Here is a 13824-nt window from a genome sequence, read left to right as displayed (position 1 = left end):
AAAACGTGTTGAGACACAGATAGGCAGAGCAGTGCGTCGGGTTCAAGGGGGAGGGGAGCCGGAGAGGCGCATTAGCCTTGCGTGACGCTGGTCTGGCCGGACGGCGTTTAACTGTTTTCAGCGAACAATGCAGCGCACTGGTCGAAGATGCGGTTGCGCAGTTCCGGGATCTCCATCAGAACTTCGTGCTGTCCGCCGGGCACCATCTCGAGTTTGCCATTGGGCCACCGGTTCATGCGTTCAGCAATGGCGTCCGTTGCCACAATTTGTTCGCGCTCTCCAAGGAACGTGATGCAAGGCACGTCTGGAGAGGGACGCAGATCAAGGGTGCGACATTCTCTGAGGGCTTCGTGCAGCCAGTGCAGGCTGGGGCCACCCAATGCAAGGTCCGGGTATCCGCGCATCTGAGCCTGCATATAGCGGTACATATCAGGATCGGTTGTCAGCGAATTACCCTCAAAGGGTTTGTCGAGCACATAGGTTTCCTGACCCGTGCCCGGGGCAAAGCGGTGTCCGTGTCCTGCCCGCGAGCTGGCCCATGAAATGGCCCATGCTGCCGGGCGCATCAGGGCTGATAGCTGAATGCCGAACATCGGCGCGCTGAATACCGCCGCGTTAAAGGGTTTGTTTTCCATGAGGGCACGCAGGCAAATGCTGCCCCCCATTGAATGCCCGATAATGAAATACGGCTTGGGCAGGTTTTCCTGTTCGGCAGCTTGCAGAACCGCGTCCAAATCCAGTTGAAAGTCAGGAAAGTCCTGAACATACCCTGCGCGACGGTCATCGAGCAGGCGATCCGCGAGCCCCTGTCCGCGCCAGTCGATTGAGACTTGTGCAAAGCCGCGCGCCGCGAAATCCGCAGCGCTGCGGCCATATTTTTCGATATATTCCGTGCGCCCCGGGAGCAGGAAAACCGTACCGCGGGCGTTGGTGGATGGCCAGTAGGCCATGCGTATGCGCACCCCGTCTTCAGCATGAAGCCACCAGGCCCGCGCGGGCGGTCCCTCGGCGACGTCGTGGTAAAAAGGGGCGTCGCGCAGCTGCATCAGGCCAGAACAGAGCCCAGACGCATTGCCGCGCCCATGTCGCCATCAACCGTCAGCTTGCCGGACATAAAGGCGGCTGTCGGGTTCAGGTCCCCCTCGAGAATCGACTGAAACGTGTCCACATCTGCGGACAGCGTGACGTCGGTGTCTTCGTCTGAAGCACGCACTCCGTCGGCATCGATGACCAGGCTGCCTTCGCCTTCGATCTCAAATTTAGCCGATCCGTCAAAGGCATCGCCGCTTAGTTTTTCAGTCAGGGCCTTGACGGCGTCTGCCACGATTTGGCTCATGTGGTTGATCCTTCACATTGTCGTGCACATCTTGGGTTTACAGATTGCACAGGCTACAGTCTCTTACGTTATGGTCAACTTAATGCGATTACTCAAACTTTTCGTCGCGGCATCTACGCTGATTTCCACCGGTCTACAACCTTTGGTTGCGACCGCGCAAGAGGCTGTTGTGCCTGATGACAGCGCGGTTCCACTGATCGAACAATTGCGCGACTCGAGCCCGGAACGTGCTGAGACGCTGGCAGATCAGGTGCGGCGCGAATGGAGCGCCTCGGGGTCGGCCACAGCGGACTATCTTTTGACACGTGGGCGCAAGGCGATGGAGCGGGATGATCCGCATGCCGCCGTTGAACATTTTACGGCAGTGATCGACCATGCCCCGGAGTTTGCGCAAGGCTGGGCAGAACGCGCACGGGCGTATTACGATCTGGAACTTTATGGTCCGGCTTTGGGTGATCTGGAGCATGTTCTGGCGCTGAACCCCAATCATTTTGAGGCCATCATGGGGCTGGCGGTCATATTGGATTCGATGAACCGTGCAGAAGATGCCTATGAGGCGTATCGACAGGTCGAGGCTATACATCCACATCAACCGGGCCTAACAGAAGCGTTGCAGCGACTCGAACCGATGGTTCGGGGCAGCGATCTCTGAGGCGCGTATAAGACCACAACAGGCAAATCAATATGGTCGGGGAACGGCAGATAACGGCGGTGCTGGGTCCGACGAATACGGGCAAAACGCATTACGCGATCGAACGGATGCTTGGGTATCGGGCCGGAGTGATCGGGCTGCCGTTGCGGCTTTTGGCGCGCGAGGTTTATGACCGGATTGTTGCTGTGCGCGGGCCCTCTGTGGTGGCACTGGTCACCGGCGAAGAGCGTATTGTACCGCCGCGTACACAGTATTGGGTGTGCACAGTCGAGGCGATGCCAGAAGGCATGGGGCCCGATTTTCTGGCGATTGATGAAATTCAGCTTTGCGCCGATCCCGAGCGTGGGCATGTCTTTACAGATCGGTTGTTGCGCGCGCGCGGCACGCAAGAGACGCTTTTTCTGGGCAGCGATACGATGCGCAGCGTGATTTCCGATCTGGTGCCTGACGCACAGTTTATGCGGCGCGAACGGATGTCGACGCTGAGCTATTCCGGGGCGCGCAAGATTTCCCGCATGCAGGCGCGGTCGGCCATTGTCGGGTTCTCGGTCGACAACGTATATGCGATGGCCGAACTGATCCGCCGCCAAAAGGGTGGTGCTGCGGTGGTGATGGGGGCGTTGTCGCCCCGCACACGTAACGCGCAGGTCGAGCTGTATCAGAACGGTGACGTTGATTTTCTTGTGGCCACGGATGCGATTGGCATGGGGCTTAACCTGGATATCGACCATGTCGCGTTTTCGTCCGTTACCAAGTTCGACGGACGCCGAATGCGCCCGCTGGCGCCCAACGAGCTGGCGCAGATTGCCGGACGCGCCGGACGGGGCATGAGCCATGGCACATTTGGCGTGACGGGCGAGGCGCGGGCGTTGCCTGACGAGGTGGCCGAAGCCATCATGGAGCATCGCTTTACGCCTATCCGCAAGCTGAACTGGCGCAATCCACATCTACGGTTTGGCACCATTGATGCGTTGATTGCTTCGCTGGACGAGGCACCGGATGATCCACTGTTGATGAAGGCGCGCGAGGCCGACGACCTTAAAGCGCTGAAAACTTTGGCAGGGCAAGCGGAAATCCGCGCACGGGCCAGCGATGCGAATTCGGTCAAATTGCTGTGGGACGTTTGTCGTATACCCGATTTTCGCGGCATCAGTCATGCAGAACATGCTGGCCTGATCGAAGGCATCTTTGCCTATCTGCACGAGCGGGGACGGGTGCCAAATGACTGGCTGGCACGTCAGGTGCGGCGGCTGGACCGGGCGGATGGCGATATAGACACACTTTCCAAACGTCTGGCATTTATTCGCACATGGACATATGTCGCGCAGCGTAAAGAGTGGATAGATGACGAAAACCATTGGCGTGGCGAGACTCGCGCGGTAGAAGACCGCCTGTCAGATGCGCTACATGAGCGATTGACGCAAAGATTTGTGGACCGGCGTACATCTGTATTGCTGCGCCGGCTCAAACAGAAGGAGGCCCTCTTGGCCGAGGTAAACGATAACGGTGAAGTGACAGTCGAAGGCGAATTCGTCGGACGGCTCGAAGGGTTCCGCTTTAGCGCGGACAAGGCAGATAGCGGGCAGGAAGCCAAAACGCTGCAACAGGCGGCTGTTCAGGCGCTGGCGCCGCAGTTCCATCTGCGCGCGGATCGGTTCTATAACGCGCCGGACACAGAGATCGACTTTACCGAACAAGGTGGTCTGATGTGGGGCGAACATGCCGTGGGCAAGCTGGTGGCGGGTGCCGATCCGCTTAAACCGCTGGTGCATGTGTTTGTGGACGAAGAGGCCGGTGCGGATGTGTCGCAAAAGGTCGAACGCCGTTTGCAGCATTTCATTGATCGCAAGGTTGCCGCGCTGTTTGAGCCGCTGCTGAACCTGAGCCGGGATGAAGAGCTGAATGGCCTTGCACGTGGTTTCGCGTTCCGCATGGTCGAAAATCTGGGCATCATTCCGCGTGGCGACATCGCCGATGAGGTTAAGGAACTGGATCAGGATGCGCGCGGTATGCTGCGCAAACATGGCATTCGGTTTGGTCAGTTTACAATTTTCATGCCTTTGCTGCTGAAGCCAGCGCCAACGCGGTTGCGTCTGGTGCTGTGGTCGCTGACCAATGGGTTGCAGGAATTCCCCGAAGCACCGCCTCCGGGTTTGGTGACTGTGCCGGCTGGTGATTCTGCGCCACGAGGGTATGACGCGATGTCCGGGTATCGCGCCGCAGGTGAGCGGGCGATCCGTATCGATATGCTGGAACGACTGGCAGACATGTTGCGGGTCGAAGACAGCCGTGGTGGTTTTGAAGCCAAGGCGGATATGTTGTCGATCACTGGCATGACGCTGGAACAGTTTGCCGACCTGATGCAGGGCTTGGGCTATAAGGCCGAAAAAGGCGAACGCGACAAGGTGAAGGCCGTTATAGCAGACGCTGCACCGGCTGATGAAGCACCCGCAGAAGCAACGACGGGTGATGATGTTGTGGACGCCGACACAACTGCCGAAGTTGTTGCCGAGGTTTCTGACGCAGAGGCTGCTCCTCAGGAAGCAGCGGCTTTGGACGCAGATGCTGATGGCGCAGAAGCGCCCGCGGCGCCTGAAAGCGAAGTCTTTTTCACCTTTACCTGGGGTGGACGGCAAAATGCCCGTGGCCCACGTCGTGGCGCGCCTCAGGGTCGTCGTGACCAGGGTGGTGCCCCGCGTGGCAAAGGTGGCCAAGGCAAGGGTGGTAAACCCAAGGGCAAAGGCCCGCGTCGCGACACAGGCGCGAAACAGTTCCAGTCACGCCCGCCCAAAAAGGAAAAGGCGATTGACCCGGACAATCCGTTTGCAGCCGCGCTGATGGGACTGAAAACCAAAGAGTGATGCGTGAGCGAGGCGACCCCTAAACAAAGGTTGGATAAATGGCTGTGGCAGGCGCGTTTCTTTAAAACGCGCTCGCTGGCCACCAAAGTTGTTACCGGCGGACATGTGCGGGTGAACAGCACCAAGACGTCCAAAGCCAGTCACGGGGTCGGTTCCGGAGATGTCCTGACATTTCCTCAGGCGAAACGGGTGCGCGTGGTGCGCGTGGTTGCTTTGCCCGAAAGACGGGGACCAGCAAGCGAGGCGCAAACGCTGTATGAAGATTTGACGCCAGAACAGGAAACTGTTCCCAGAGCGCCCGGATCGGACGGAAAAGGACGCCCAACCAAGCGGGATCGCCGCAATCTCGTTTCTTTGCGCGCTTCGCGTCTTGAAGATTAAGTCACTCTGATTTAGGCAGAGCTTCGAACCAGATGTGGATGAACTGAGCCATGACATACATCGTCACTGAAAACTGTGTCGCGTGCAAATACACTGACTGTGTGGAGGTCTGCCCTGTAGACTGCTTTTACGAGGGTGAGAACTTTCTCGTGATCCACCCGGATGAATGCATCGATTGTGGCGTGTGCGAACCGGAATGCCCGGCAGATGCCATTCGTCCGGATACCGAGCCAGACATGGAAAAATGGGTTGAATTCAACCGCAAATACTCGGAAATCTGGCCTGTCATCATCTCCAAGAAAGAGCCGCTGCCCGAAGCGGACGAGCGTGATGGTGAAGCGGGTAAGATGGAAAAGTATTTCTCGGAAGCACCGGGTGAAGGCGGTTGACCTAAGGTCAAAAAGTGATTCGCTTTGAATTCCAGAGCCTGTATGATCGAAAAAAGCCGGTAGAAGGCTGAAAAACATAGAAGAAACCGAATCCTTTGGCTGACAAGCTTTCAAAGGGTCAGTTTTTATGTTATATTAACGTCACAAATTAAAAATGCCCGTGAGCCATCCCTGCGTCTGTGCCGAGGTGGCTTTTTATACCAGAGAACACCCGCGTCGGGATTACGGTTTCCCGAACGTGGTTTTTTTGTCCGGTATGATTGGGCGTATCGTAGGAAATGTGCATGAGCAAATCTAAGAAAAACGAATTCCGTCCTGACGACTTTGTTGTGTATCCGGCGCATGGCGTTGGTCAGATCGTATCGATCGAGGAACAGGAAGTCGCCGGGATGCAGCTGGAGCTGTTTGTGATCTCGTTTGAAAAAGACAAGATGACCCTGCGGGTGCCGACCAACAAAGCCACCGAAATTGGCATGCGTGGTCTGAGTTCACCGGACGTGGTGAATCAGGCGATGAGGACGCTAAAGGGTAAGGCCAAGGTCAAGCGCGCGATGTGGTCGCGTCGTGCTCAGGAATATGAACAGAAAATCAACTCGGGCGATCTGATTGCGATTGCCGAAGTGGTGCGTGACCTGCATCGCAGCGATGACCAGCGCGAGCAGAGCTATTCTGAACGTCAGCTTTATGAAGCCGCCCTGGAACGCCTGACGCGCGAAGTGTCAGCTGTGGCCGGTGGTGACGAAGTGGCTGCCGCCAAGCAGATCGACGATGTGCTGGTATCGCGTGCTGCCGCTGCTGCATAAGCTTTAAATACAAGACAGATTTGGGCCGTTCCTGATCAGGGGCGGCCTTTTTCTTTGCCATCAAAGTCTTGCGCGACATTCCTCGGCCTTGTTTAGTAGGGCTGAGGGAGTGTTTATGGCGCATTTGAAGGCAAAGATTAACGAACTTTACACCGGGAACGACCGGCGTTCGGTGCAGTTTCGATATGTGCTGATCCTGTTTGATGCGGTGACGATCATTTTCTTTGTTGGCACCGCGCATTTGCGGCATGGCCCCGGGTTGATCGTGCTGAGCCAGCTTGTGGGGCTGATCATTCTGGCGGACCTGGTGGCCCGGTTGTGGATTGCTGAGGATCGCATGGCGTTGTTCAGCCGCCTTTACACCATTGCCGATGTTGTCGTCATACTGTCGCTGTTTTTTGATCCATTCCTGTCCGGCAACGTCGCGTTCCTGCGGGTGTTGCGCGGTTTGCGGCTGATCCATTCCTATCAGTTGATGAATGACCTGCGGCGTGACAGCCGGTTTTTTCGCATGCATGAAGAGACTTTGCTTGCCTCAGTCAATCTGTTCATTTTCATCATGGTTACGACGTCAATTGTGCTGGTGTTCTTTCTGGACCCGGAGTCTACGCGCACCCCGTTTATTGACGCATTGTATTTTACCGTTGCCACGCTGACGACCACGGGATTTGGCGACATCACGTTGGGGACTCCGGCCGGTAAGGTGTTTTCTGTGGTTGTTATGGCGATTGGGGTGGCGCTGTTTGTGCGATTGGCTCAGGCGGTGTTTCAACCCAACAAAGTGCGCTGTGAATGCATGCATTGCGGATTGTTGAAACATGATCAGGACGCGGTGCATTGCAAACACTGCGGCGAGACCATTCGTATTGAAACCGAAGGGTTCTGAGGTGCAGGTTTCAGACGGTCAGGGCCACAAGCAAGGTGATTTCTGTAACCTGTTGCGTTGCGCCAAGCACGTCACCGGTTTGCCCGCCGATTTTTGTGCGCGCAATCAAGCCACAGATGACAGTCGACATTCCGGCGAGCAGGGCCAGTGAGAGGCCTGATAGACCCATCAACGCGACGGCAGCGGTCACAGCCAGACATGCGCCCAAGGTTGTTGTTGGAACGCCAGGGCGGCCCTGTGCGTGGCTGAGGCCGTTGTCGCGGGCATGTGGCAGGGCGGTCATGAGGGCTGGCATGATGGCACGTGACAACAGGGCTGTGATCAGAAGAGGCCACAGCCAGGTGTCTGATTGCAGGATGATTCCCACCGCCAGCCAGCGTGCCCCCAGCGACAGGCACAGCGCGATAACGCCATAGGCGCCGATCCGGCTGTCTTTCATGATCTCTAACCGTCGGTCGCGTTCCCAGCCACCCCAGAACCCATCGGCGCAATCCGCCAACCCGTCTTCGTGCATGGCGCCACATATGATGACGCTGACGGCGACCCAGACCAGCGCGGCCAGCGTGGGCGGTATGCCCAAGGCGAGCGCGGCGGCGGTTGGTAGGGCGGCCATGGCGGCAATCACGGCCCCGGCAATGGGATAGGCCCAGGATGCGCGGGCGCCCCGGCTGAAATCAGCGCGCATGGGCAGGCGTGACAGCAAAGCGATTGCCGTCAGAATATCTCCGGGATGGAACAACTTGTCGGATCTGGACATGGCTGCGTCTTTTCCTGCCTTGCCGGGCGTTGGCATTCAGGTAAACAACGCGGGAGATGAGAGATCAACAGGAGCTAGCCCCATGTCTGCAGAATTTTCCACCCTGAGCGCGTTTCGTGACTTGCTTGAAGCGGCACCGGGGGCTGATCAGACCGCATTGGGCGAAGCAGAGGCCCGCAACGGGCAGTTGACCAAGCCTCCGGGCGCATTGGGACGGCTGGAAGACATGGCGATCTGGTACGCGGGCTGGCGCGGCACCGCGCGGCCCGAGATTACAGCTCCACAGGTGATTGTATTTGCAGGAAATCACGGCGTCACGGCGCAGGGGATTTCGGCTTTTCCGGCGGAAGTGACAGAACAGATGGTGCTGAATTTTCAGCATGGCGGCGCGGCGATCAATCAGCTGAGCCGGGCCGCAGGAGCGACGTTGGATGTAATTGCGTTGTCGCTGGAGACCCCCACGGCAGATTTCACGCAGGGCCCGGCGATGCAGGAAGACGAAGTTGTGGCGGCGCTGAACGCCGGTTGGAACGCGGTGAACCCGGATGCGGACCTTTTGGTTGTGGGTGAGATGGGCATTGGCAACACCACGTCGGCAGCAGCGATTGCACATGCGCTTTATGGCGGTGTTGCCGAAGACTGGGTTGGGCGCGGAACGGGTGTGGATGACGCCGGAATGGTCAACAAAGCGCGCGTGGTGCGCGAAGGCGTGGCGGCACATGGCGCAGGAGATGCGCTGGATATTCTGCGCTGTCTTGGCGGTCGTGAATTGGCGGCAATGGCTGGTGCCATTGCGCGTGCGCGCAATTTGCGCATTCCGGTCATTCTGGACGGGTTCATTTGTTCGGCAGCGGCGGCCACCTTGGCTGAGACTGTTCCGGGCGCGTTGGATCACGTGATTGCCGGACATGCCAGCGCAGAGGCTGCGCATGGTGCGGTGTTGGCAAAGCTGGGCAAGGAACCAGTGTTACGCCTGAACATGCGCCTAGGAGAAGCATCAGGTGCCGCCGTGGCAATCAACGTGCTGAAATCCGCCGTGGCATGCCATTCGGGTATGGCGACGTTCGCCGAAGCGGGCGTATCTGACGGCTGAGGCCAGTTGAGACTGGCGGGGTCAGGACCGCTGGTCGGCGTCGTCTTCCTGTTTTTGCTCCAGCAAACGCGCCTCAAGTTCGGTTTCCAGTTCTTTGGCGCGGGCAATATAGGCGTCGTTTTTGGCGACGGGGACATCCTCTCGCCAAAGCTCGGCCAGTTCCTGAACCGAATAGCGGTCGTGTTTGTAAAAAATCTGCTCGGCGCGGGCGGCTTCGTATTCGTTCAGCCCCATGTTTTCCAAAACATAGCGCCCCGCGCGTAGAGAGCTGTCAAACATTTCGCGCACAATGTCGTCGGCGCCCGCCTGATACAGCCGGAACACCTGACCACGGTCATAGGCGCGCGCCACGATGTGCAAGTCCGGGCGTTCGCGCCGTGCAAATGCTACCAGCTTGAGCGCGGCTTCGGGGTCGTCGAGCGCAACTACCAGAACATGCGCCTCGCTCAACCCGGCGGCGTGCATCATTTCCGGGCGGGTTGGATCACCAAAGAAGCCTTTGACGCCAAAACGGCGCATGTTTTCGATGGTGCGAATGTTGTGATCCAGCACCACGGTTTGAAATCCTGCCGAGCGAACAAGGCGGTTCACGATCTGCCCGAAACGGCCAATACCCGCAATGATAACCGGACCGCGTTCGTCAATTTCGTCGGCTTCGGGCAGGTCGGATTCGCCGTGATCGCCCGCATACTTGGACAGCAGGTCATAGATAATGAACAGCAACGGGGTGATCAGCATCGTCAGGGCCACAACCAGCAACAGCCGTTCCGACGCCCAGACCGGCAGGACATTTTGCTGCATGGAAAATGAGATCAGTACAAAGCCAAATTCACCCGCCTGGGCAAGGCTGAGGGTGAACAACCACAGGTCGCGCTTTCTCAGGCCAAAGGCGTGGCCCAAAACAAACAGAATGGCAGCCTTGAGCGCGATGATGCCCACCGCGATGCCGATGATCTGACCCGGCGATCGGGCCAGAACGGCAAAGTCGATCTGAGCGCCAACCGTTATGAAAAACAGGCCAAGCAGCAGCCCTTTGAAGGGTTCAATGTCGCTTTCCAGCTCGTGGCGAAACTCGGAATTGGCCAGCAGAACGCCCGCGATAAACGTGCCAAGCGCAGGTGAGAGGCCGACCAGCATCATCAAAAGCGCAATGCCAACCACAATCAGCAGCGCCAGCGCCGTGTACATTTCCGGTAAGCGCGCCGCATGGATAAAGCGAAACACAGGCCGGGTCAGGTACATGCCGCCAAAAATAATGCTGCCAACAACGCCAATTGTTACCAGCGTAACGCCCCATCCGGGCAGGCCTTCGACCAGCGACAGAGAGTGCTCGGATGCCGCTGCGGCTTCTTTGTGGATCGAGCCATCGGTGGCGATTTGGTGGATTTCAGGCAGGGCAAACAACGGCAGGATCGCCAGCATCGGGATCACCGCGATGTCCTGACTAAGCAGAACGGAAAAGGCCGAGCGTCCGCCGCCGGTTTGCATCAACCCCTTTTCCGACAGGGTTTGCAGGACAATCGCGGTTGAGGACAGTGCGAATATCATGCCAATCGCAATCGCTGTATTGAAGCCCATTCCGAAATACATCGAGGCCGCAATAACCGCGCCGCCCGTCAGGCCAATCTGTAGCCCGCCCAGACCGATGAGTTTGTCGCGCATCGCCCAAAGCGCGCGCGGGTCAAGTTCCAGCCCGATCAGGAACAGCATCATCACCACGCCAAATTCGGCGTAGTGCAGCAATTCACCAGTTTCGTAGCTGCCGACCAGTCCAAATACCGGGCCAATCAGGATGCCTGCCGCGAGATATCCCAGTACCGACCCCAAACCAAGCCGGGCCGCGATTGGGACCGCGATGACTGCGGTCATCAAAAAGATGGTGGCCGAATAAAGTACGCTTTCCATTCTAGTCCTGTTCTTGCCGCGCTAGGTCGGCAGTGGTGCGTCTCGTTTCAGCTGGTCCATCACGATCTGGCTTTGCACCCGGCTAACGGCCGGGTGGGCCAGCAGAATTTCGTGAATCAACCGGTTGAGGGCGTTAAGGTCGCTACAATAGACCCGCAGCAAATAATCTGCATCCCCGGTTAGTGTCCATGCGCTCACAACTTCGGGACGCGTGCTGATCAGGGTTGAAAAGCTGCGGGCCTGTTCCGGTCCATGGGTGCCAAGCTGAACCTGAACAAAGGCTTGTACGTGCAGCCCAACCTTTTCCGGGTTCAGACGGGCAAAGTAACCCTGAATATATCCTTCTGCCTCTAGCCGTTGACGTCTGCGCCCGATCTGGCTGGGCGACAGGTTGAGAATATCTGACAGTTCCTGAGCCGTCAGATGCGCATTTTTCTGAAGCGCCGAGAGCAGTCGGATATCGATCTGGTCAAGCATGTGCGGAAAACTCGCATAAAGTGGGTCGCATACGCATAATCTACGCGTAGTTTATGAAATTTGCACGACACTTCGCGAAGTTTTCGCACCGTGGAGCGCTTATTCTTCACTTAGCGAACGAAAAAACAGCATTTTACCCAGAATAGGAGACGCGACATGGGACCTTTCCCACATGACGCCCCGCGCGCCGAGATTTCCGACTATAACCCGGCGGGAACCGACGGATTCGAGTTTGTGGAATTTGCCCACCCCGAGCCAGAGCAGTTGAGAGCGCTGTTTGAACGAATGGGATTTGCACATGTCGCAAATCACAAATCCAAGGCGGTTGAGCTGTGGCAACAGGGCGATGTGACCTATGTTCTGAACAACGAACCGGGCAGTTTTGCATCGCGGTTTGTTGAAGAGCACGGGCCCTGTGCGCCGTCGATGGGGTGGCGTGTTGTGGATGCGCAAAAAGCGTTTGAACATGCTGTGGCTCAGGGGGCAGAGCCGTATACAAGCGACGACAAAACGCTGGATTGGCCTGCGATCAAGGGGATTGGCGGCAGCTTGCTGTATTTCACGGATCAGTATTTCGACACCTCACCCTATAACGATGAATTTGACTGGACTGTGACCTCCAAGCCTGAGGGTGATGGGTTCTACTATCTCGATCACCTGACGCATAATGTGTTCAAGGGGAACATGGACAAGTGGTTCAGGTTTTACGGCGACCTGTTTAATTTCCGCGAAATCCGGTTCTTTGACATTGAGGGCAAGTTTACCGGGTTGTTCAGCCGTGCCCTGACGTCGCCTTGCGGGAAAATCCGCATTCCGATCAACGAAGATCGCGGCGAGACAGGTCAGATCGTGGCCTATCTCAAGAAATACAATGGCGAAGGCATTCAGCATATCGCGGTAGGAACTGATGATATTTACGCGGCAACTGACAAAATTGCGGATAAAGGTCTGAAGTTTATGCCGGGGCCAAACGAGGCCTATTACGACCTGTCATATGAACGGGTTGCAGGACATGACGAACCCAAGGCCAAGATGATGAAACACGGCATTCTGATCGACGGAGAAGGTGTTGTTGATGGCGGGGAAACCAAGATCCTGCTGCAGATATTTTCGAAAACCGTGATTGGCCCGATCTTCTTTGAGTTCATTCAGCGCAAGGGCGATGACGGGTTCGGAGAGGGGAACTTTAAGGCTCTGTTTGAATCGATTGAGCGTGAGCAGATCGAAAGCGGCGAACTGAGCGCAGCCGAATAATCCGGTCCAACCGGAGGGAGGGGAGCGTCGTCCGACCATTGGGTCGGGCGGCGTTTTTTCGTTGGCGGGTTGTTTTGAGAGGGTGACAGAGATCAGGCGCTGGTGCAGCATATGGGCAGCTTTTTCCGGAGGATCACATGACATACGCGGCGCTGAGCAAGAAATATGTCACGGTTGAGGGCAGGCAGATGGCTTACGCCGAAATGGGGTCGGGTGATCCGATTGTGTTCCTGCATGGCAATCCGACATCGTCCTATCTGTGGCGAAATATTGTGCCTTATGTTCAAGGGCTTGGACGCGTCATTGCGCCGGATTTGATTGGTATGGGGGACAGTGACAAGCTGACGGATGTGGGGCAAGACAGCTATCGGTTTGTTGAGCATCGCGCGTATCTGGATGGGTTGCTTGATCAGGTTATTGGGGATGCGGACAACGTCACACTGGTGATCCATGACTGGGGGTCGGCGCTGGGGTTTGACTGGGCCAACCGGCATCGGGACCGGGTGCGGGGCATCTGTTATATGGAAGGCATCGTGTGCCCGATACCGTGGGACGATTTTTCGCAAGCGGCCCGGCCCATTTTCGAAGCCTTTCGGTCACCCGCGGGCGAAGAGATGATCCTTGAAAAAAACCTGTTCATTGAGGCGGTTTTGCCGGGGTCCATCCTGCGAGACTTAGACCCGGAAGAAATGCGGGAATATCGACGGCCATTTCTGGCCAAGGGCGAAGATCGGCGCCCCACGTTGACATGGCCCCGCCAAATTCCGCTGGACGGGACACCCAAGGATGTCGTGGACATAGTGCAGACCTATGCGGAATGGATGGCTGAAAACACTTTGCCAAAACTGTTCGTGAACGCAGAGCCGGGGGCAATATTGATCGGACCGCAGCGTGAATTTTGCAAAAGCTGGAAAAATCAAACCGAGGTGACGGTTGCGGGCAGCCATTTCATTCAGGAAGACAGCCCCGACGAGATTGGCGCGGCGTTGCGCGATTGGTTGCGCGGGCTTGACTGAAATGTGAGCTCCGG

The 13824-nt window shown here is 57.2% G+C and carries 14 protein-coding genes; 9 read left to right on the top strand and 5 right to left on the bottom strand.

Annotated elements, in window-relative coordinates; all coding sequences use genetic code 11:
- Positions 1 to 107: 107 nt before the first annotated feature.
- Positions 108 to 1046, bottom strand: a complete 939-nt coding sequence (locus ABJI08_RS17280) for an alpha/beta hydrolase (RefSeq protein ID WP_348403099.1) — start codon at positions 1044 to 1046, stop codon at positions 108 to 110.
- Positions 1046 to 1336 (bottom strand): SCP2 sterol-binding domain-containing protein, encoded by a 291-nt coding sequence (locus tag ABJI08_RS17275; protein ID WP_348403098.1) that lies wholly within the window; start codon positions 1334 to 1336, stop codon positions 1046 to 1048. The genes ABJI08_RS17280 and ABJI08_RS17275 overlap by 1 nt, the downstream gene beginning before the upstream one ends.
- 82 nt (positions 1337 to 1418) lie before the next feature.
- On the opposite strand from ABJI08_RS17275, the gene ABJI08_RS17270 reads away from it, so the two are divergent.
- From ABJI08_RS17270 to ABJI08_RS17245, 6 genes are all read left to right on the top strand, one after another.
- Positions 1419 to 1988: a tetratricopeptide repeat protein gene (locus tag ABJI08_RS17270; RefSeq protein ID WP_348403097.1), complete on the top strand. Its 570-nt coding sequence runs from the start codon at positions 1419 to 1421 to the stop codon at positions 1986 to 1988.
- Positions 1989 to 2020: 32 nt separating this feature from the next.
- On the top strand, positions 2021 to 4849 hold the full coding sequence (locus ABJI08_RS17265) for a helicase-related protein (protein ID WP_348403096.1): 2829 nt from the start codon (positions 2021 to 2023) through the stop codon (positions 4847 to 4849).
- 3 nt (positions 4850 to 4852) lie between these two features.
- Complete coding sequence (locus ABJI08_RS17260; RefSeq protein ID WP_348403095.1) at positions 4853 to 5230, top strand: RNA-binding S4 domain-containing protein; 378 nt, start codon at positions 4853 to 4855, stop codon at positions 5228 to 5230.
- Between the two features lie 50 nt (positions 5231 to 5280).
- Positions 5281 to 5619, top strand: coding sequence for a ferredoxin FdxA (gene fdxA, locus ABJI08_RS17255; protein ID WP_348403094.1), 339 nt, complete (start codon positions 5281 to 5283; stop codon positions 5617 to 5619).
- Positions 5620 to 5903: 284 nt separating this feature from the next.
- Positions 5904 to 6422, top strand: coding sequence for a CarD family transcriptional regulator (locus ABJI08_RS17250; protein WP_348403093.1), 519 nt, complete (start codon positions 5904 to 5906; stop codon positions 6420 to 6422).
- Between the two features lie 115 nt (positions 6423 to 6537).
- Positions 6538 to 7308, top strand: coding sequence for an ion channel (locus ABJI08_RS17245; protein ID WP_348403092.1), 771 nt, complete (start codon positions 6538 to 6540; stop codon positions 7306 to 7308).
- Between the two features lie 10 nt (positions 7309 to 7318).
- Here ABJI08_RS17245 and cobS read toward each other — a convergent pair whose 3' ends face one another.
- A complete protein-coding gene (gene cobS, locus ABJI08_RS17240) occupies positions 7319 to 8065 on the bottom strand; it encodes an adenosylcobinamide-GDP ribazoletransferase (protein WP_348403091.1) in 747 nt (248 codons plus the stop codon).
- An 82-nt stretch (positions 8066 to 8147) separates the two neighbouring features.
- Between cobS and cobT the strand changes: the two genes are divergently transcribed.
- Entirely contained in the window at positions 8148 to 9158 is a 1011-nt protein-coding gene (gene cobT, locus ABJI08_RS17235; protein ID WP_348403090.1) for a nicotinate-nucleotide--dimethylbenzimidazole phosphoribosyltransferase, read from the top strand.
- 21 nt (positions 9159 to 9179) lie between these two features.
- Here the strand turns inward: cobT and ABJI08_RS17230 are convergent, their stop codons facing one another.
- Positions 9180 to 11063 carry a cation:proton antiporter gene (locus tag ABJI08_RS17230; RefSeq protein WP_348403089.1) on the bottom strand — a complete coding sequence of 628 codons (1884 nt, stop codon included), beginning with the start codon at positions 11061 to 11063 and terminating at the stop codon, positions 9180 to 9182.
- 21 nt (positions 11064 to 11084) lie between these two features.
- Positions 11085 to 11540 (bottom strand): Lrp/AsnC family transcriptional regulator, encoded by a 456-nt coding sequence (locus ABJI08_RS17225; protein ID WP_348403088.1) that lies wholly within the window; start codon positions 11538 to 11540, stop codon positions 11085 to 11087.
- A 156-nt stretch (positions 11541 to 11696) separates the two neighbouring features.
- Between ABJI08_RS17225 and hppD the strand changes: the two genes are divergently transcribed.
- Positions 11697 to 12794 (top strand): 4-hydroxyphenylpyruvate dioxygenase, encoded by a 1098-nt coding sequence (hppD, locus tag ABJI08_RS17220; RefSeq protein ID WP_348403087.1) that lies wholly within the window; start codon positions 11697 to 11699, stop codon positions 12792 to 12794.
- Positions 12795 to 12931: 137 nt separating this feature from the next.
- A complete protein-coding gene (locus tag ABJI08_RS17215; RefSeq protein ID WP_348403086.1) occupies positions 12932 to 13810 on the top strand; it encodes a haloalkane dehalogenase in 879 nt (292 codons plus the stop codon).
- Positions 13811 to 13824: the final 14 nt, after the last annotated feature.

Source organism: Shimia sp. (assembly GCF_039969785.1).
Classification (GTDB): Bacteria; Pseudomonadota; Alphaproteobacteria; order Rhodobacterales; family Rhodobacteraceae; genus Shimia.
This window is presented reverse-complemented; position numbering and strand designations above follow the sequence as displayed.

Coding starts and splice junctions, on each gene's coding strand:
- ABJI08_RS17280 (WP_348403099.1), bottom strand. CDS start 1,046: ATGCAGCTGCGCGACGCCCCTTTTTACCACGACGTCGCCGAGGGACCG.
- ABJI08_RS17275 (WP_348403098.1), bottom strand. CDS start 1,336: ATGAGCCAAATCGTGGCAGACGCCGTCAAGGCCCTGACTGAAAAACTA.
- ABJI08_RS17270 (WP_348403097.1), top strand. CDS start 1,419: ATGCGATTACTCAAACTTTTCGTCGCGGCATCTACGCTGATTTCCACC.
- ABJI08_RS17265 (WP_348403096.1), top strand. CDS start 2,021: ATGGTCGGGGAACGGCAGATAACGGCGGTGCTGGGTCCGACGAATACG.
- fdxA (WP_348403094.1), top strand. CDS start 5,281: ATGACATACATCGTCACTGAAAACTGTGTCGCGTGCAAATACACTGAC.
- ABJI08_RS17250 (WP_348403093.1), top strand. CDS start 5,904: ATGAGCAAATCTAAGAAAAACGAATTCCGTCCTGACGACTTTGTTGTG.
- ABJI08_RS17245 (WP_348403092.1), top strand. CDS start 6,538: ATGGCGCATTTGAAGGCAAAGATTAACGAACTTTACACCGGGAACGAC.
- cobS (WP_348403091.1), bottom strand. CDS start 8,065: ATGTCCAGATCCGACAAGTTGTTCCATCCCGGAGATATTCTGACGGCA.
- cobT (WP_348403090.1), top strand. CDS start 8,148: ATGTCTGCAGAATTTTCCACCCTGAGCGCGTTTCGTGACTTGCTTGAA.
- ABJI08_RS17230 (WP_348403089.1), bottom strand. CDS start 11,063: ATGGAAAGCGTACTTTATTCGGCCACCATCTTTTTGATGACCGCAGTC.
- ABJI08_RS17225 (WP_348403088.1), bottom strand. CDS start 11,540: ATGCTTGACCAGATCGATATCCGACTGCTCTCGGCGCTTCAGAAAAAT.
- hppD (WP_348403087.1), top strand. CDS start 11,697: ATGGGACCTTTCCCACATGACGCCCCGCGCGCCGAGATTTCCGACTAT.
- ABJI08_RS17215 (WP_348403086.1), top strand. CDS start 12,932: ATGACATACGCGGCGCTGAGCAAGAAATATGTCACGGTTGAGGGCAGG.